This window comes from Dysgonomonas sp. BGC7, from assembly GCF_001261735.1.
Taxonomy (GTDB): domain Bacteria; phylum Bacteroidota; class Bacteroidia; order Bacteroidales; family Dysgonomonadaceae; genus Dysgonomonas.
In genome coordinates this window covers 76,342-95,630 of the sequence record NZ_CVRP01000007.1, presented here as the reverse complement: position 1 = coordinate 95,630, position 19,289 = coordinate 76,342, and the positions used below count along the sequence as shown (strand labels likewise).

The 19,289-nt window shown below is 36.5% G+C and carries 15 protein-coding genes; 3 read left to right on the top strand and 12 right to left on the bottom strand.

Features of this window, described 5'->3' with window-relative positions:
• Positions 1-33: 33 nt before the first annotated feature.
• The 8 genes from BGC7_RS05605 to pyrH form a co-directional block, all read right to left on the bottom strand.
• Positions 34-1,197 carry an OmpA family protein gene (locus BGC7_RS05605; RefSeq protein ID WP_050700587.1) on the bottom strand — a complete coding sequence of 388 codons (1,164 nt, stop codon included), beginning with the start codon at positions 1,195-1,197 and terminating at the stop codon, positions 34-36.
• Between the two features lie 32 nt (positions 1,198-1,229).
• Positions 1,230-2,327: a GDP-L-fucose synthase family protein gene (locus tag BGC7_RS05600; RefSeq protein WP_185112960.1), complete on the bottom strand. Its 1,098-nt coding sequence runs from the start codon at positions 2,325-2,327 to the stop codon at positions 1,230-1,232.
• Between the two features lie 10 nt (positions 2,328-2,337).
• A complete protein-coding gene (gene gmd, locus BGC7_RS05595) occupies positions 2,338-3,492 on the bottom strand; it encodes a GDP-mannose 4,6-dehydratase (RefSeq protein WP_050700585.1) in 1,155 nt (384 codons plus the stop codon).
• 171 nt (positions 3,493-3,663) lie between these two features.
• Positions 3,664-4,860, bottom strand: coding sequence for a peroxiredoxin family protein (locus BGC7_RS05590; protein ID WP_050700584.1), 1,197 nt, complete (start codon positions 4,858-4,860; stop codon positions 3,664-3,666).
• Positions 4,861-4,868: 8 nt separating this feature from the next.
• On the bottom strand, positions 4,869-6,302 hold the full coding sequence (gene cls / locus BGC7_RS05585) for a cardiolipin synthase (protein ID WP_369799074.1): 1,434 nt from the start codon (positions 6,300-6,302) through the stop codon (positions 4,869-4,871).
• Between the two features lie 106 nt (positions 6,303-6,408).
• On the bottom strand, positions 6,409-7,335 hold the full coding sequence (gene rsgA, locus BGC7_RS05580; RefSeq protein ID WP_050700583.1) for a ribosome small subunit-dependent GTPase A: 927 nt from the start codon (positions 7,333-7,335) through the stop codon (positions 6,409-6,411).
• A gap of 94 nt (positions 7,336-7,429) precedes the next feature.
• On the bottom strand, positions 7,430-7,993 hold the full coding sequence (gene frr, locus BGC7_RS05575) for a ribosome recycling factor (protein ID WP_050700582.1): 564 nt from the start codon (positions 7,991-7,993) through the stop codon (positions 7,430-7,432).
• 39 nt (positions 7,994-8,032) lie between these two features.
• Positions 8,033-8,743 carry a UMP kinase gene (gene pyrH / locus BGC7_RS05570; RefSeq protein ID WP_050700581.1) on the bottom strand — a complete coding sequence of 237 codons (711 nt, stop codon included), beginning with the start codon at positions 8,741-8,743 and terminating at the stop codon, positions 8,033-8,035.
• A gap of 612 nt (positions 8,744-9,355) precedes the next feature.
• Between pyrH and BGC7_RS05565 the strand changes: the two genes are divergently transcribed.
• Both BGC7_RS05565 and BGC7_RS05560 read left to right on the top strand, forming a co-directional pair.
• Positions 9,356-10,168 (top strand): peptidylprolyl isomerase, encoded by an 813-nt coding sequence (locus BGC7_RS05565; RefSeq protein ID WP_369799073.1) that lies wholly within the window; start codon positions 9,356-9,358, stop codon positions 10,166-10,168.
• Positions 10,169-10,302: 134 nt separating this feature from the next.
• Positions 10,303-10,863, top strand: coding sequence for an NUDIX hydrolase (locus BGC7_RS05560; RefSeq protein WP_050700579.1), 561 nt, complete (start codon positions 10,303-10,305; stop codon positions 10,861-10,863).
• A gap of 12 nt (positions 10,864-10,875) precedes the next feature.
• Here BGC7_RS05560 and BGC7_RS05555 read toward each other — a convergent pair whose 3' ends face one another.
• The 4 genes from BGC7_RS05555 to BGC7_RS05535 all read right to left on the bottom strand — a co-directional run bounded on the left by BGC7_RS05555 (position 10,876) and on the right by BGC7_RS05535 (position 16,314).
• Entirely contained in the window at positions 10,876-11,379 is a 504-nt protein-coding gene (locus tag BGC7_RS05555) for a pyridoxamine 5'-phosphate oxidase family protein (RefSeq protein WP_050700578.1), read from the bottom strand.
• A 93-nt stretch (positions 11,380-11,472) separates the two neighbouring features.
• A complete protein-coding gene (locus BGC7_RS05550) occupies positions 11,473-14,022 on the bottom strand; it encodes an adenosylcobalamin-dependent ribonucleoside-diphosphate reductase (RefSeq protein WP_050700577.1) in 2,550 nt (849 codons plus the stop codon).
• A 314-nt stretch (positions 14,023-14,336) separates the two neighbouring features.
• The gene (locus BGC7_RS05540) at positions 14,337-15,098 is read right to left on the bottom strand and encodes a zinc ribbon domain-containing protein (RefSeq protein WP_050700575.1); all 762 of its coding nucleotides are present in this window, start codon (positions 15,096-15,098) and stop codon (positions 14,337-14,339) included.
• A 118-nt stretch (positions 15,099-15,216) separates the two neighbouring features.
• Positions 15,217-16,314: a Nif3-like dinuclear metal center hexameric protein gene (locus BGC7_RS05535; protein ID WP_050701050.1), complete on the bottom strand. Its 1,098-nt coding sequence runs from the start codon at positions 16,312-16,314 to the stop codon at positions 15,217-15,219.
• Between the two features lie 432 nt (positions 16,315-16,746).
• On the opposite strand from BGC7_RS05535, the gene BGC7_RS05530 reads away from it, so the two are divergent.
• A complete protein-coding gene (locus BGC7_RS05530) occupies positions 16,747-19,254 on the top strand; it encodes a BamA/TamA family outer membrane protein (RefSeq protein WP_050700574.1) in 2,508 nt (835 codons plus the stop codon).
• The last annotated feature ends 35 nt before the right edge of the window (positions 19,255-19,289 follow it).

Here is a 19,289-nt window from a genome sequence, read left to right as displayed (position 1 = left end):
CTGCTCTCTTTTTTTTGTATCTGTTCTCTGAAATTATTCAGCGAAGAAGATTGCAACACGGTTCCATGCATTTTCTGCATATGGTTGTTCTGTATCGCCTTTCCATTCTACTGTTACACGGTTGCTGTTGATGTTGTATTTGTTGATTAACGCATTAGCAACATTTTTAGCACGTTTTTCAGAAAGTTTATTGTTGATAGTTGGGTTACCAGTTTTCTTATCAGCATAACCTACGATCTTAACTTTAGCGTTAGGATTGTCTTGTAGATATTTAGCTGTATTGAAGATGCTAACTTCTTGATTTTTGTCAATGTTAGCACTTCCTAGACGGAAGAATACTACATTAGAAACAAATGAACCTTTATTAACTTCAACAACTTTTTCTACTGTTTTAACTTCAGGACATTTAGGGCAATTTTCAGGACGTTGAGAAAGTCTTGCATTTTCTTGACGAAGTTTGTTGATTTGGTTGTTCAAATCATCAACAAGACCTTGATCCATCAATAGAGCTTCAGAGAAGTCTGTTTTGCTACCTAATTTGTAAACTAAACTAGCAGAAGCATTAGCCAAGATGTCATAAGAAATCTTATTAACATTGTTTGCCTTGTCAAAATCATCTTTCAATGTAGATGCAGAGATTTCAATAGCTAAAGACAGTCTGTTAGAAAGTCTGAAGTTGTTGATGATACCAGCATTAAGAGTCAATGATTTTTGGCTAGTCGGATGTAATTCTGTTCCTTTTACTTTATAATCCCAACCATATGCAGCTCCAAGACCAACAAATGGAATAAAGCTATATACACGTTTAGAATTATACTTCAACAAGTAGTCGGAAACATTCCACATAAAATCGAATTCTCCACCTACATATTTATGGTGCATCATATCATTTGCATTATTCTCAAATGTGTGAATTGCACCACCTGTAAATTTGAAACGGCCTCCAATATAAGGATTAAACCATTTACCAAATTGAAGCTGAGGAGCTACAGTTGGACGACTAAGGAATTTTGCATCGCTATCGTTATCTCCCAAATAAACATTAGCTCCGGCACCAATACCGATAAACCAATTATCCCAAAAACCGTTATCAGCAAAAGTAGTATTACGACCTGGTTTAGTACTAAATCCACTTTCTTGAGCAGACATAGTAATAGCCGCAAAAACTAAAACTAAAAGTAAACTTACTTTTTTCATAATCAATCTTTTAAATTATAATTAAACACTATTTATTCTATTGTATACTTATTGTACCAAGAGTACATTCTATAAAGTCCATCATTAATTCCTATTTTATGCTTCCAGCCTAATTGATTAAGCTTAGTTACATCCGACAATTTCCTCATTGTTCCATCGGGCTTGCTGGTATTAAACCACAATTCGCCAGAAAAACCAACAATTCCTTTTATCAAATTAGCGACATCCTTTATTGAAATTTCTTCGCCAGTACCTACATTTATATGCGTATTTCGTATTTCTCTACTTTCTATAACATTAGTTAAGTCAAAAAAGTTTACAGATTCCATAACAAAAACTGTCGCATCAGCCATTTCATCGCTCCAAAGGAACTCTCTCATAGGCTTTCCTGAGCCCCATATTTCGACCTGAACTCCTTCTGTATTTTTGCGTACTCCATACTTAGATAAAACCTCAAGAATACTTTCTTCAGTTGACTCTCCATTAACATTTTCTATGGGGCGCATGTTCAAGTCCGTTCTTATTGTGTCCCATTCATTTGCCTCTAAACATTTACCTAAATGGATTTTACGGATCATAGCCGGTAAAACATGGGAAGTTTCCAGATTAAAATTATCGTTAGGCCCATATAGGTTTGTAGGCATTACTGCTATAAAGTTTGTACCATATTGAAGGTTATAACTTTCGCACATTTTCAAGCCTGCAATTTTAGCTATTGCATATGGTTCATTTGTATATTCTAAAGGCCCTGTCAACAAAGCATCTTCTCCCATTGGTTGAGGTGCCTCTTTCGGATATATACAAGAACTCCCCAAAAATACTAATTTTTTAACATTATTCATATACGATTGATGAATAACATTATTTTGAATCATCAAATTCTCATATATAAACTGTCCTCTATAGGTATTATTTGCAACAATACCTCCAACTTTAGCTGCCGCAAGAAAGACATACTCAGGCTTCTCTTTCAGAAAGAAATCAGCAACTTCGTTCTGATTAGTAAGATCCAGTTCGGCATGTGTTCTTAAAACGAAATTTGAATAACCTTTATTTTGCAGATTTCGTAAAATAGCCGAGCCAACAAGCCCTCGATGTCCTGCTATATATATTTTAGCATTTTTATCTATCATTGATAGCTTACTCAAAGTAATTTAAAATCCTATATCCACCATTTTTCAAAAACTCTTCTTTTTTCATCAAGTCCAGATCATGTACAACCATATCCTGACAAAGAGCTTTAAGATCGTATGTAGGTTCCCAACCCAGTTGAGTCCGGGCTTTTGTATTATCACCAATCAATATATCAACTTCTGTTGGACGGAAATAAGCAGGATCAACACCAACAACAGAACTTCCTATTCTCTTTTTGAAGGCAGCAAGATGCTCTTCTCCTACTTTTTTAGCGAACATATCATCATCAACATTTACTATAAAGCCTTCCTCTTTATCTTCAACACCGCGAAAATCCACTTCAACTCCAACTTCGGCAAAAGACATTTTAATGAAATCGCGTATAGTAGTTGTCACACCTGTAGATATAACATAATCGTCCGGTTTATCTTGTTGCAATATAAGATACATTGCTTTTATATAGTCTTTGGCATGCCCCCAGTCTCTCTTGCTGGATAGATTTCCCATGAAAACCTTATCTTGAAGATTGAGTACAATACGAGCTACAGCACGAGTTACCTTTCTTGTTACAAAAGTCTCTCCTCTTAAAGGAGATTCGTGATTAAACAATATCCCATTGCTCGCATGCATACCATAAGCCTCTCTATAGTTTACAGTAATCCAATATGCATATAATTTTGCTACAGCATATGGGCTTCTAGGGTAGAAAGGTGTTGTTTCCTTCTGAGGAATCTCTTGCACCAACCCATAAAGCTCAGATGTAGACGCCTGATATATACGAGTTTTATCTGTCAGATTTAACAAACGAACCGCCTCCAGCACACGAAGAGTACCAATTCCATCTGCATTAGCTGTATATTCCGGAGTATCGAAACTCACTTTCACATGGCTCATAGCTGCAAGATTATAAATCTCATCAGGTTGAATATCTCCAATGATACGAGTAAGATTCATACTATCGGTCATATCGCCATAGTGAAGAATCATATTTCTATTTTCGTCATGAGGATCCTGATATAGATGGTCGATGCGATCTGTATTGAAGAGCGAAGATCTCCTTTTAAGGCCATGCACTGTATAGCCCTTTTTTATCAAATACTCCGACAGATATGCTCCATCTTGTCCTGTAACGCCTGTGATGAGTGCAACTTTTTTGCTCATATAATATAAAACTTAATAAATCTAACTTATTAAGATTGTCTTTAAACTTTTATTCTTTTTCTATTGAATTGATGTCCGGTTTCTCCAAACAAAACATACAAGCCACAAAGATATATTTTTTTTAACCAATACAAATATAAAATATCTATATTTTGGCCTTTTCTACTTTTTTTATTCGCTAATCCCGCTTGAGAAGTCAATATCTGCGAATAAAGCATACCGTTTTATTACACGGCTATCCTTATCTAATAAGAAGAAAGTAGGTGTACTCATTATCCCGTAATTAATAAAATTCACACCTGCAAACCCTTTATAATCGCACAATTTATCTTCTTCGGCCCAAGGAAAGCGTTTTACATCTTTTTCAAACATCTCTTTTTCGTGGTCTGACGATAATGAGACTACTCGAACCCCCATTTGGTTTAATTTTGAATAATTTTTTATTAATTTTTCTAGCTGAATATGACAATTCTCACAGTCGGGCTGATAAAAAACTAGCAAAGTTTTATTTGCTTTTGCTCCTTTCAATGGAGTCTTAAGCCCATCAATAATAGGAGCATACGTTCCTTTTTTCACTTTAGCCATAGAAAAAGCCGAATACATTTTACCTTGAGGGAACTCTATTCTCCCAGACTCTTGAATATATGGAACTATTATATCAAAAGCGTCGTCCCATCCATATTGTTCTGTTATAGTAACAAGATTATCGGCCAAATGTTCAAAGACCTCCTGCGACTTTATACGCTTCATTATTTGAACCATATTACTACCAAAAGATTCCTGATCAGGACCTAAACGTACAATACCATCTATCACATTATACCAAATACTACTTGTATATAAACGATCCATATCTAACTGATCTAATGCATATGATCTAACATTTGCCTTTTCCATCAAGCTTACATTATTTGTAGAAACTCTATTTAACGCTTGCATATAACGAATAAAGCCAACGAAATGTGGGGCATATAAGGATGTATCATCGGTAGGATGTGCTCCATTTTGCATAATGGAATAGAGATACTCGTTTTCTCGGGAATGTGTAAATTGATATTTCTTATCATCCCCTTGCTCTACTTCAAAGTTCTCATTATTAATTATAAAGTTGACATGAGCCCCTTCATTTATCAATAATGTACCCATCCCAATATACCCTGCATCCTTCTTCGGAATATTAAGAACAGCTTCCCCTAGAAAGGAAAGATGCCCTTTTACTATCGTGTCCTGCTTTATTCCTTTATTTAAAATAAGAACATAGTCTTTATTTGCTTCGGCTGGAAGTTTTACTTTTATTGTCTGCGTTTTTGCCACAACAGTTGCAACGAGACAGACTGATAATATTATATATCTATATATTTTCATCATTTTATTTTTTAAAGCAGTGGAGAAAACAATCTCGTCACAGACTCCTTAAATTTCTCGATACGGGAACGTTTCTCCCATTCTTCGATAGTCAACAATGTGGATTGTTCTATATCTCTGAAGAAAATCTCTTTTGCTTTATTACACGTTTCTTCATTATAAATAAAGGCATCTATCTCAAAATTATGTTCAAAGCTTCGTACATCCATATTGGCTGAACCGGTTATAGTTAACGAGCTATCTATAACCATCAGCTTGGAATGCAAGAAGCCGGCCTCGAAGAAAAAAACATTCACCTTGGCGTCCAACACTTCTTTAAGAAAAGACATTGAGGCAATATGCACAAATGTAGTATCGGAATGTCGTGGCAACATTAACCTCACATCGACTCCACGCATAGCTGCCATTTGAATAGCTAATAGTAATGAATCGGTAGGTACAAAGTATGGTGTCTGAATATATACACATTCTTTAGCATTCGTTATGGCCTGCAATATACCTAGATGTATATCTTTAAATTGTCCGACAGGGCCACTTGTAACCAATTGCATAAGATTATCACCTTTGTTTTCAAGAATGGGATAATACGAATCAGAGGCCAAAAATTCTTTTCGGGACGAATACCAGTCGATAAGAAAAGAAGTCTGAAGCCCTGCTACGCCCTTTCCTTCAACCTTTATATGACTATCGCGCCATATTCCATTATTAACGCCTTTTATATATCTGTCAGCCACATTCATTCCTCCAACAAATCCGACTTTACCATCTATTACAACAATCTTACGGTGGTTACGGTAATTAACCCTACTTGTTAAAATCTTAAAAGCCACTTTCAGGAAAGGCTGAACCTCTACCCCACAAGTTTGCATATCTTTGAAGAAATTACGCTTAGCCTTCCACGAGCCTACATCATCATATATAAGGCGTACCTCAACCCCTTCCGACGCTTTCCGCACAAGGATATCCCGAGTTTTCAACCCAATTTCATCATCTAAAAAAATGTAATATTGGATATGAATATGCTTTTCTGCTTTTTCCATCTCTTTGAACAAAGCCTCGAATTTTGAGACTCCATCAGAATAAAACGTAACATTAGTGCCACCATACAATGGTGATGCTTTCAATCGATTAAGCAAGCTGACTAGTCCTTTATGCTCAACGGGAGGATTAAGTGTTTCCATCAGCTCTTTACGCCCAATGGAACGACGATTGAGCTTTTTATACATCTTATGAGATATAAGACGCTGCTTACGACTATCCTCTCCAAAAAAGTAATAAATAATAAGGCCAACCAAAGGCAGAAGCAACAGAACAAGCACCCATGAAATAGTTTTCAGGGGATTCCTATTTTCCGAAATAACGACAATCATCGTTCCCAAGGCTGTAGCCACATACAGGATTTGGAAAATAAGGATTACATTACTTGCTGTTTCCATTGGTTCCATACAGGTATGTATAAATCTGTAGTTTCAAAGTTAAAATAAAAATCTATATATCAAGGCAAAAATTATTATCCTTAATTTGTAATCTCATCAAGTTTGTGTAGAATATCTATTTCCTGTACTTCTCGTCTATATCCTCCTCCATCATACTTAGATATGACTTATAGCGGCTTTCACTTATATAGTGATTTTCGACAGCATCACGTACTGCACAGCCCGGTTCATTGATATGGATGCAATTATTGAAGCGACAATCTTTGGAAAATTTGAATATATCGGGAAAGAAATGAAATATTTCATTCTTTTCCATAGATACTGTTCCAAACCCTTTAATACCGGGAGTGTCGATAATAAATCCACCTTCGGGCAATTCTATCATTTCAGAAAAAGTTGTCGTATGCATTCCTTTTCCATGGTAACCAGAGATAGCCCCGGTTTTAAGAGCAGCATGAGGTATAAGAGAGTTTATGAGTGTAGATTTACCCACACCCGAATGTCCGGAAAAGAGAGTTACTTTTCCTTTGATTCTATCTTGTAAAGAATGTAAGCCTTCCTTATGTAGCGCCGATATTTTTATACACGGATAGCCTATATATTCATACATACCTATGAGAGCATCCATATACTCGATCTCGTCCTCTGTATATATATCCGTTTTATTAAATAGTAAACTAACAGGAACCTGATATGCCTCAGCCGAAGCTAAAAATCGATCTATAAAGACTGTCGATGTTACAGGATGGTTTATAGTAACTATAAGAAAACACATATCTACATTGGCCGCAATAATGTGGGATTGCTTAGACAAGTTGGAAGAGCGACGGATAATATAGTTTCTACGGTCTTCTATTTCCGTTATCAGAGCAGTACCTTCATTGTTTTCTATGATAGATACTCTATCACCTACTGCAATAGGATTTGTACTGCGTATACCTTTAAGACGAAAGTTACCTTTTATCTTACACTCTATATCACGCCCGTCATCGGTACGAACCTGATACCAACTACCTGTATTTTTTATTACAAGACCATCCATCTATCAATGTGTAATATACAAATGTGCCAATGTGCCAATACAGAGAAATATCTGCTTATCGGCATATTGGCATATAATCCATTGGTATATTGCTTTATACTGTCAATATTTCTTTTTCTTTTGCAGCAAAAACTTCATCTATTTTCTTGATATATTTATCATGAACTTTTTGCATATTGTTTTCTGCGTCTTTTGCCACATCTTCGGCAACACCGTCTTTCACAGACTTTTTAATAGAGTCTATTGCATCACGGCGAGCATTGCGTATGCTTACTTTTGCATCTTCAGCCTCTTGTTTAGCCTGCTTCACTAGCTGCTTGCGGCGCTCTTCTGTAAGCGGAGGTATAGTAAGACGAATAACCTCTCCATTGTTGTCCGGTGTGATGCCCACATCAGAATTCAATATAGCTTTTTCAACCTCTTTTATCATCTGTTTTTCCCATGGCTGAATAATTATAGTTCGGGCATCGGGTGTATTGATAGCTGCTACACCACTCAGAGGAGTAATAGTTCCGTAATATTCTAATTTAATACCATCAAGGATGTGTGGATTGGCTTTGCCTGCGCGTATGCGCACCAATGTTTCATCCAAGAATTCGACAGATGATTGCATTTTCGCTTCTGCCTTTTGTTCAATTTGTTTTAGGTCTGCTGCCATTTTTAGTAGACTTTATATTAATATTTCTAGTTTTTTATTTTATGCATGTACATATGTACCGATGTTCTCTCCTTTCATCAACCTTTCTAAGTTGCCGGGAGTATCCATATCAAAAACAACAATAGGCAAATTATTTTCTTTACACATTACCGTTGCTGTCATATCCATCACTTTCAACCCTCGACTATAAACTTCATCGTAAGAAATAGTATCAAATTTTGTAGCTGTAGGATCTTTCTCCGGATCGGCTGTATAAATACCATCTACACGCGTACCCTTAAGCATAGCATCGGCCTCTATCTCAACTCCACGAAGCGAAGAGCCCGTATCGGTAGTAAAAAACGGATTACCTGTACCACAAGACAGAATAGCAACTTCTCCATTTTCCATGGCTTCTATTGCCTTCCATTTACTATATATTTCACCAATAGGCTCCATGCGGATGGCTGTAAGCACTCTTGCTTTTTGCCCGATTGCAACCAAAGCCGAGCTTAGAGCCAGACTATTGATTACGGTTGCCAGCATTCCCATCTGATCGCCTTTTACTCTATCATAGCCTTTAGAAGCTCCACTAAGCCCACGAAAGATATTTCCTCCTCCAATAACGATACTCACTTGCACACCCATATCCACAACTGTTTTTATTTGAGTAGCATATTCGTTAAGGCGATTTACATCTATTCCATATTGTTGTCCTCCCATCAGGGATTCTCCACTGAGCTTGAGTAGTATTCTTCCGTATTTCACTATATTTCGTTTTTAAAGTTCGTAAAACTATTTGTTTTACACCTAAACCAAATGTCAACGCAAGTTGTAACCTAGGTGTAGACGATTAGAATTTGACTTCTGTTTATATAATGCAAATCTAGTATATTTTACGAAATAATAAAAGTGTTATTCTATAATACAATTCTTTTGAAAGATATAAAGATAGACATGTCAAAGCTATTCTATAAAAATAGTTTGTTAATGGTTATGGAAAAAAGAGTTATTAAACCTTTAATAAAACATATTACTTTCACTAAAAAATAAAAACCATGAAACAAACACAGAGTTTTACAGAATCTATACACTGATTATGTGTTGTACATTTATTATTTCCTGCAACAAAGGAAAAGAAACACAAAGTACAATGCAAATCACCTGTTGCTTACCATAAGGGTAATAAAAGTTTATCTATAAAAGCCCTCCTGACGAAGGGAGGCTTAAGCGAAGCTAAGAGGATTGAATAATTAATTAAATGAGGAAAATAGTGTACAAGTTTGTCAGGTTTTAGTTAAAATTGTATTTTACAGGAATCGGTAAAACGATTGTTTCACCCAAAAAAGAATTACATTTGCTATCTATTTAAAGATATCAATTATGAGAAATTTGTGGATTATACTCCCTATAATATTATTAACAACTATGTGTAGCAACAAACCCAAAGATCCTATAGTACTGATTAAAACAAACTATGGAAACATTAAAGTAAGACTGTATAACAAAACACCAATACACAGGGATAATTTCCTAAAGAAAGCCGAAGAAGGTTTTTACAAAGATTTAATATTCCATCGGGTTATAAAAGATTTTATGATACAGGGAGGTGATCTAAGAACGAAAAATGATGCCGACTCTCTGTCTGAAGAAAAGACGATAGGAGACACAATCTCTGCCGAAATAAAATTCCCCCTCTATTATCACAAACGTGGAGCACTAGCTGCTGCAAGATGGGGCGATTCGGAAAATCCGACAAAGGCTTCCAGCATATCGCAATTCTACATCGTAACGGGTGAACTAATATTTGATGAAGAATTAAACAACCTAGAGAAAAAACGTTTCGAACGATTGAAACAGCAAATTTACAACGACATACAATCTGACAACAAAGAGGTGATAAAGACATTGTACAAAGAAGGTAATAAAGAGAAAATCACGGAACTAAGAAACGAGTGGCAGGCACAGGCTATCAAAGAAGCGGAAAGCAGAAAAGCTGAAACAAGATATAGCGAAAGTCAGCGCGAGTTTTACAAAACGAAGGGAGGTACACCTTTTTTGGATGGTGAATATACAGTATTTGGTGAAGTTATAGAAGGAATGGATGTGGTAGACAAAATACAAAATGTAGAAACAAACGGCAGAGACAAACCTATACAAAAAGTAGTGATGGATATGGTCGTATTAGAGAAATAAGGATTCGATTATCTATATACTATATAGAACAAGACTGAAGGAAAAGAAGAAATGCAACATAACAAAAACTATATGAAAATGTTACTTTCGTTACTTTTTAGTTAAAATCAAATTACCTTGAAAATAAATATAGAATGACAAAAAAAGATGATAAAGCATGGAAAGTACTAAAAAGTGAGTACTTGTTTCAAGAACCATGGTTAACTATTCGCAGAGAACATGTGCAACTTCCGAATGGAAATGAAATACCGGACTATTACATCCTTGACTATCCTGATTGGGTAAACATTATTGCCATTACTAAGGATAAGGAGTTTGTTCTTATACGACAATACAGACATGGCCTAGGCTATACAGCAATGGAACTATGCGCAGGAGTCTGTGAGAAAGAAGACGAATCACCTCTTGTATCTGCCAAACGTGAATTGCTCGAAGAAACAGGTTACAGTAAGGGTAACTGGGAACTATTTTCGGAATTTTCGGTCAATCCGGGTACGCATACTAATATGACTTATTGCTTTGTAGCCACCGATGTAGAAAAAGTTTCAGAACAAAATTTGGAAGCTACTGAGGATATTACAGTTCACTTACTAACACTGAAGGAGTTGATCGAGTTACTTAGCAAAGACGGTATCAAACAGGCTGTCCAAGCAGCTCCTCTCTGGAAATATCTGGCTATAAATCATTTGACATAATAAAACACAGGCCTAAAACTCTAGCTTATCCTTATAATTGCGAGAATTGGGGTGAGGAACACCAAACACCTTGGTAGAAATATCTTCTATTTCGACTTTCCATACCCTTACATTATTTACAGCCGGAACAGAGTAAGTAAAAGACCTGTCTGTATATTGTTTCATTATAATATTCAAGGCTTCGACCTTTTTGTCGAAATCTTCTTCAAATACGACTTTACCTCTACAGATAACACTACTACCCTTCATGCGGTAGCTACATGCGACCTCTTCATTCTGATAAGTAAGAGTAGGCTCGGTACAGAAGGTTATACATACATTTGGGTTGTTCTCCAACGAAGTAACACTATTGCCCTCCTGAGCCGAATGCAAAAACAGAACATCGTTTTTATACCCAAAATTCATAGGAATGACATAAGGTAATCCCTCTGTGGTAATCATCCCTACATAGCAGACCTTGTTCTTAGATATGATCTCTTCTATAAGGTGTCGCTCTTCTACAGTTACTGTCATCATAGTGTCTCGGCTTTTTAATATTTGCGACAAAGATAAGACAAAAGCGGGAGTGACAAAAGCCACTCCCACTCATATCATAATATTTGTATTACATTATCCGCATTTAGATGCTCCACAATTGGTACACTTCATACACCCTTCCTGATATATCAACGTTTCGAGACCACACACCGGACATTTCTGTCCTTTAGCCTCGGTTTCGTTAGGCAGGTATTTTTTCAGCGCCCGTTCAACACCATTCTTCCATGTGTTGATTGTCTCACTATTCAGTTCGAGTCCTTGCACCAATTTAACTACCTGATCTATAGGCATACCATAACGAAGTACTCCAGAGATAAGTTTAGCATAGTTCCAAAATTCCGGATTGAATTTATCATTCAGTCCTTCTATTGTTGTTTTATAGCCTCTCTTATTCTTAAACTGGAAGTCATATGAGCGCTCACCTTCATCATTTACAGTCTTGATAATGGCACCATGATTTACATTCTTAGGTAAGACAAGTCCTTCATCGTCATCTGCAATACCGGTAAAGACCTCATATGGACGACCATCCAACAGCCCGATAAAAGCAATCCACTTTTCTTTATTATTCTGGAATTTAATAACGTCAGCTTCCAATTCACGAGGACGTGTAGGCACTATGGCCGGACGTTCATAGCAGTCATCGCAATTATCTTCTTCTTTCTTAGATTTATCATCAGCAGCAACAAGTACGCCTGCACGCGAACCATCACGATAAACGGTACAACCTTTACATCCACTCTTCCACGCTTCTATATAAAGGTCATTCACTAAGTCTTCCGAGACATCGGCAGGTAAGTTTATCGTTACACTAATAGAATGGTCTACCCATTTTTGGATACGCCCTTGCATCTTTACTTTCTCCAACCAATCAACATCATTAGATGTAGCTTTGTAGTATGGAGATTCTGCAACCATGGTTTCCACTTCTTCGTTGGTGTATTTTTTAGATGTCGGGTATCCTTTACTTTCCATCCAAGTCACAAATTTGTGATGGAATACAATATACTCTTCCCACGAATCGCCATTCTCATCCACAAAATCAACCCGCACTTCCTTATCGTTGGGATTTACCTTACGGCGACGCTTATATACAGGCATAAAGACAGGCTCGATACCTGATGTAGACTGAGTCATCAAACTGGTAGTTCCGGTAGGAGCAACTGTAAGACATGCAATATTTCGACGTCCATATTTCTCCATATCTTTCAGCAGTTGAGGATCGGCCTCGGCCAAACGATTAATGAAAGGATTGTCTTTCTCGCGTTTGAAATCGAATATTTCAAAAGCACCCCGTTCCTTAGCCAAGTCTACAGACGATCGGTAAGCAGCCAAAGCCAATACACGATGTACTTCTTCAGCAAACGCAGTAGCTTCTTCAGTACCATAACGAAAGCCCATAGCAGCAATCATATCTCCCTCGGCAGTAATACCAACTCCTGTACGACGACCTTGCAATGTCTTTTTACGAATCTTTTCCCAAAGGTGTCTTTCCGGCCATCTCACCTCATCCGTTTCAGGATCTTCATCTATTTTTGACAAGATTTTATCTATTTTCTCTGTCTCAAGATCAATAATATCATCCATTATACGCTGAGCCAGCGCTACATGCTTTTTGAATAACTCAAAGTCAAAATAAGCATCTTTTTTAAACGGATTGACTACATAAGAATATAGATTGATCGCCAACAAACGACAACTATCATACGGACAAAGAGGTATCTCGCCACAAGGGTTAGTTGATATTGTTCTGAATCCAAGATCAGCATAACAATCCGGAACAGACTCTTTTATTATCGTATCCCAAAATAGGACTCCCGGCTCTGCCGATTTCCATGCATTATGTACAATTTTTCGCCAAAGTTGAGTAGCATCAATATCTTTTACAGTTGTAGGCTTCTTTGAATCGATGGGATATTGCTGAGTATATACAGAACTATCGACAACGGCTTGCATAAAGGTATCATCTACCCTTACGGAAACATTTGCACCTGTTACTTTCCCTTCCACCATCTTGGCATCGATGAAAGACTCTGAATCGGGATGTTTAATACTTACACTCAACATCAATGCACCACGGCGACCATCCTGAGCCACTTCTCGCGTAGAGTTAGAATATCTCTCCATGAAAGGAACTAAGCCCGTAGAAGTCAACGCTGAGTTCTTAACAGGAGAACCTTTTGGACGAATATGAGACAAATCATGTCCTACACCTCCACGACGCTTCATTAACTGCACCTGCTCTTCATCTATGCGTATAATTGCACCATAAGAATCGGAGGGTCCATCAAGACCAATAACAAAACAGTTAGATAGTGAGGCTATCTGAAATTCGTTCCCAATCCCAGTCATAGGACTTCCTTGTGGTACGATATATTTAAAATGATCGAACAAGTCATATAGCTCTTTGCTTGTCAATCCATTTTTATACTTAGACTCAACTCGTCCTATTTCGTTAGCCAAGCGCCAGTGCATATCTTCAGGTGAACGCTCATAAATCTTCCCTGAGGCATCCTTCAAGGCATATTTATTCACCCATACCTTAGCAGCTAATTCATCGCCGTTAAAGTAATCTAATGCAGCGTTATAAGCTTCATCAAAAGTGTAAATATTCTGTTCCATTTAAATTATATTTTAGATATTTTAATTCTTGCAAAGTCTATGTATTCAGATTTACATGCAATATTACTGAATAAGTAAAGATGAAACAAATTTTGCAAGATCATTTTATCAACAAACAATAAAGTTTTCCTTTTTAAATCATAAATAATTAACAATAAGAATATTAATATTTTACAAAATCCAAAAAAATTTCCTTTTTGCAATTTCACATAAAGATAAACGAACAACAATATAATAAAGTTCATTATAAAAAGCAAAAAAAATAGCCGAAAAATATATTTTTCGGCTATAATCTATTTTAGAAAAATTATAATTTATTCAGCACCTATAAGTTCCGGGTCTATCATAATACGTCCACAGTATTCACATACTATAATCTTCTTCCCTATTTTTATATCCATTTGCTTTTGTGGTGGAATTTTATTGAAACAACCTCCACATGCACCACGTTCGATACAAACAAGAGCTAATCCATTACGGGCACTTTTACGAATACGTTTGAATGCCGTCAATAAGCGAGGCTCTACATCTGCCTCAATACCCTTAACTTCTTCTCTCAACTGCTCTTCCTGTTGTTTGGTCTCAGAGACGATACTATCAAGCTCTTCTTTTTTCTGTGCTAAATCTGCTGAACGATCTTCTAAAAAAGCTTTACTTTTTTCAACCTGCTCTCCTAAGTTTTTTGACTCCTGAGTAAATTCACGAACACGTTTTTCGGACAATTCTATCTCAAGAGTTTCAAATTCAATTTCTTTACTCAAATGATCAAACTCTCTATTGTTGCGCACATTATCTAATTGCTCTTTATATTTCTCAATTTTCAATGTACTGTCTTTAGCTTTTTGTTTCTGATGAGAAACAGCTGTATCTGCCTCTTTCAGCTCAGTCTCATATTTTTTTATACGAGTTTCTAAGCCGATTATTTCATCTTCAAGGTCTGCAACCTCAAGAGGAAGTTCTCCACGTAGAATCTTAATATTATCTATCTCTGACAACTTCTGTTGCAGCGCATAAAGAGTTTTCAGCTTATCCTCTACTGCGATTTCTTTGTCTGATTGTTTTTTAGCCATACTTATTGATATTTAATTATTATACTATAATCCTAATAATAAAAAAATGCAGTAATCAAATAGCTATTCAAGAACTATCTTCTTACTACATCATCCATAAACGCAGGGAGTAAATCACCTCTGTTTATAAATAGTTGACAGGATTTACATCAAACCCTGACATATATACCGCAAAGGTAGGATATTTTTTTGAAATTATATCAAAAAAGATATTCTTTGTAAAAATCTCGGACTCATAATGCCCCACTACAGCAAGAAGCAGTTTATCCTCTACATCATAGTAGTCGTTATATTTTGCCTCTCCGGTTATAAACACATCTGCACTATAAGAGATTGCCTTAGGAATAAGAAATGCTCCACTTCCACTACACAAGGCGACATCCCGTACGGGCTTCCCTCTCAATGCTGAATACTGTATCGTTTTCAGGTGAAATGTATCTTTCAGCAAATACAAAAAGTCTTCTTCTTCCAGCTCTTCGGGCAGAGTGCCTACAACACCACTACCGGCCTGTTCCCAAAGATTTTCTAAAGCATAAAAGTCATATGCGGGCTCTTCATAAGGATGTACCGAGATCAAAGCACGTAAAGCCTCACCTCTTTTAAATGCAGGCAGTACCATCTCTATACGAACTTCCGGCTCGGTATGCAATTCGTTTTTATCTCCTACAAATGGGTTTGTATTTTCTCCTGCCCTAAAGGTACCTTCTCCTTTTATATTATAGCTGCACCAATCGTAATTACCTATACTTCCGGCTCCAATACCAAACAGAGTACTTCTCACTAAATCGGCATGGGAATAAGGAACAAAAGTAACCAGCTTAAGCAATTTTTCTTTTTGCGGCTCCAATATCCTTACATGCTGCAAGTTGAGCATTTCTGCCAGATAACGGTTGATACCTTGGTGAGCATTATCCAGATTAGTATGTGCAGCATAAATAACGATGTCATGCTTACACGCCTTTATTACACAACGCTCAATATAGTTCCGTCCGGTGAGAGATTTAAGGCTCTTAAACATCAATGGATGGTGAGATATTATCAGATTACAACCCAGAGCGATAGCCTCATCTACCACAGCTTCTGTTACATCGATACAAACAACAGCACCTTTAGCCTCCTGCCCTATATCTCCTATCTGAATTCCACTATTATCGAACCCTTCCTGTAAAGGAATAGGAGCTATAAGCTCTATGGCGTGTAATATTTCTTTTATTTTCATAATACTAAAATTAGTCCTTGACATTAGAAAGGTATAAAAATAATCGTAAATATTGAATATTCATAGAAATCAAAGAATGACTTTACTTTTAACAATCATTCTATCAACTTTCGCCCAACCATAATTTTAACTAAAAACTGACAAAGTTGTACACTTTTCATTCTTTCTCTGTTTATCGCTTTTAACATTATTCGACAAAGGATATTTTCTTTATAGATAAAATTAACAGGATACTGTCATAAAATAAACGGCAAATTCATCTTACTCAGCGGAAGCCATATAGTATATATCAACTTTTTATATACTTTATCGATATAGAAATGATCTTTTTCATAATTTTACTGTTAATTATAGAAAAAGAAAAATTTGAACTTTTACGCAAGACAACTTATCGCAAGCTTTTGTATTCTTAGCTGCATCTTAGCTCCTCTAAAAATGAGGGCACAAGATACCTATGAAGATTCTATAGTAATACAACTGGGAAAGAATATAAAAAAACCTCTTTATCAAGGTAAGCAAAAGAGACATGGAGCTTTCTACAACTGGGCTTGGGGCAAACATTACTCACACTTATATTATGAGCCTGTTACGACTAAAGCAGTATCGTTAAACTCTCTGTTTGGTGGATTAGATATTGTACAACAAATACCATCTCTACACGCCATTATATTAACCAACAAATATAAGCAACCTTATTTACTAAAGCCTCTGGGCGGTTCTTCGAGCTTTCTCGAATCAAAATTCTTTACAGATATCTACAAAAAAGAGGACTTTAAAGACACCTATCTCAACGACTTCATTATGGAGGCATACACAATAATACATCCGTATATGATCACGGTCTCCGACAGATTAGCAAAATCAATTAACATAAGCTCTACAAATCCGGAAATACTATTTGTTACCGGCGGTATTGAATCTGACACAATAGCTGACGGTAGTCTCGTAAAGAACAAACTTGCGAGTATAGCTAAACTACCTAAGACGAAAAGTAAAGATGTTCTGCATGGCATTGATACTTTATTATTCAATATACAAAATGACAAAAAATATAAAGTAGATCAAAAACTGTATATCCGCACCCGTTTATTCGACATGCTGATCGGAGACTGGAATAAAGTTTCGGAGAACTGGTACTGGCTACCTTCATCAAAGGGAGACTCAACAATCTATACACCACACGTATACGACAGAAGTCACGCATTCTCCAAGGTAGATGGCGCACTATTCAAAGAATTGCTAAATATGTTGGGACTGGGATTTATTACCAATTACGACAAGGAATTGAACAAGGTGGAAAAATTTAACAAACTAGCCTACGCTCAGGATATAGCCATTACTCAAAACAGCAAAGAAAGCAATTGGCTGGAACAAGCACGATTTATAAAAAGTACAATAACTGATAAAACAATAGACAAAGCCTTTGCCTCGCTCCCAATAGAAATGCAAAATGAGAGCACAGAAAAGCTAAAAGAGAACCTAAAACAAAGAAGGGACAATCTGGAGCATACAGCATCCAAATACTATCTGCACATTCAGAAGACTCCTGTATTGACAGGCACAAACAGCAATGACAGTATATTGATAGAGCAAGGTAAGAATAAGACTCTACGCATAAGAATATATGACAGAGACAACAATATTCTGGTGCTGGATAAAGAGTACAGAGGGAAATATACTAAAGAGATATGGGTTTACCCTTTAGATGGAAATGACATTTTGAGCGTCAGCAAGTCTAAAAGAAACATACCTCTTTTACTCATAGGAGGCAAAGGAGATAACAATTACCAAATAAAGACAGGTAACAATGTTTCCATTTACGAGACATCTTTAAGAAAAGAGGAACTAACAAGAAAATATAAACACTCGAAAACTAAAGTAATTGTTCCGAACGATGAAGAAGCGATGAATTACGATTATCGTCAACTCCGCTACACAAAACTAGCACTCACCCCGATAGGTATATATGACTCTGATTTGGGGCTGAATCTAGGAACATCACTATCATATACAATATATGGATTCAGAAGAGCCCCTTATAGCAGACGCCATCAGATAAGCTACGATTACAGTCATGGTTTTACTTATCAGGGAATATTCCCCAGCTATGATGAGAAAAAGAGTTTACATGTAGTAGCATTTATTGGCAGTCCGGCATATTTCTCTAACTTTTTCGGCTTTGGAAACGATACTAAAGGATATAAAGGAGAGAAGAAGAACTATAATCGGGTAAATATTAGCAAATACATGATTAGCCCTTCTCTATATTATAATATTAGCAAAGTGCAAACGGTAAATGTATTCGGATCTTTTGAACTATATAAAGTAAAGAATCCAAAAGACAGAGACCGATACATTAATAAGGTATATGAAGATGGAAATTCTATCTTTTCTCCAAGATACTATCTGAATACAGGAGCTGAGTATGAAATAAATAAGAAGTTCAAAGGTGCCTTATCTTCCTTTAAGTTCTCTTTATCAGCCGGATGGAATATCAACATAATCGATCCGGTGAAGAACTATGCATACTCTACAGCTAGTCTCGGACTAAATATAAAACTAACTGACAGAATCACATTAGCGACTTTAATAAAAGGAAAAGCTCTTTCATCTAACAAGTATGAGTTTTTTCAGGCAGCCACGACAGAACTTAGAGGATATCGAGACAACCGCTTTATAGGAAAACAGTCTCTATATCAATATTCAGATATACGCTTCGATCTTGGGCGCTTGCAAAACCCATTCACACCACTAAACTATGGAGTATTTGCAGGAATAGATCATGGTAGAGTTTGGTATCCTTTAGAAGATTCAGGGAAATGGCACTCTTCGTATGGTGGAGGCTTCTGGCTAACTTTACTTCGCAAATTCACCGGAAAATTCTCATACTTTGGATCAGAAGACGGGAGTCGTTTTAGTTTCGAACTAGGTATGGGTTTTTAGAATACCTGTACAAAAAAAAGCAATCTTTTCAGATT

Bases quoted from the DNA above. Each gene is read 5' to 3' on its own strand.
- BGC7_RS05605 (WP_050700587.1), bottom strand. From the start codon at position 1,197: ATGAAAAAAGTAAGTTTACTTTTAGTTTTAGTTTTTGCGGCTATTACT.
- gmd (WP_050700585.1), bottom strand. From the start codon at position 3,492: ATGAGCAAAAAAGTTGCACTCATCACAGGCGTTACAGGACAAGATGGA.
- BGC7_RS05590 (WP_050700584.1), bottom strand. From the start codon at position 4,860: ATGATGAAAATATATAGATATATAATATTATCAGTCTGTCTCGTTGCA.
- cls (WP_369799074.1), bottom strand. From the start codon at position 6,302: ATGGAACCAATGGAAACAGCAAGTAATGTAATCCTTATTTTCCAAATC.
- rsgA (WP_050700583.1), bottom strand. From the start codon at position 7,335: ATGGATGGTCTTGTAATAAAAAATACAGGTAGTTGGTATCAGGTTCGT.
- frr (WP_050700582.1), bottom strand. From the start codon at position 7,993: ATGGCAGCAGACCTAAAACAAATTGAACAAAAGGCAGAAGCGAAAATG.
- BGC7_RS05565 (WP_369799073.1), top strand. From the start codon at position 9,356: ATGAGAAATTTGTGGATTATACTCCCTATAATATTATTAACAACTATG.
- BGC7_RS05560 (WP_050700579.1), top strand. From the start codon at position 10,303: ATGACAAAAAAAGATGATAAAGCATGGAAAGTACTAAAAAGTGAGTAC.
- BGC7_RS05555 (WP_050700578.1), bottom strand. From the start codon at position 11,379: ATGATGACAGTAACTGTAGAAGAGCGACACCTTATAGAAGAGATCATA.
- BGC7_RS05550 (WP_050700577.1), bottom strand. From the start codon at position 14,022: ATGGAACAGAATATTTACACTTTTGATGAAGCTTATAACGCTGCATTA.
- BGC7_RS05530 (WP_050700574.1), top strand. From the start codon at position 16,747: ATGAGGGCACAAGATACCTATGAAGATTCTATAGTAATACAACTGGGA.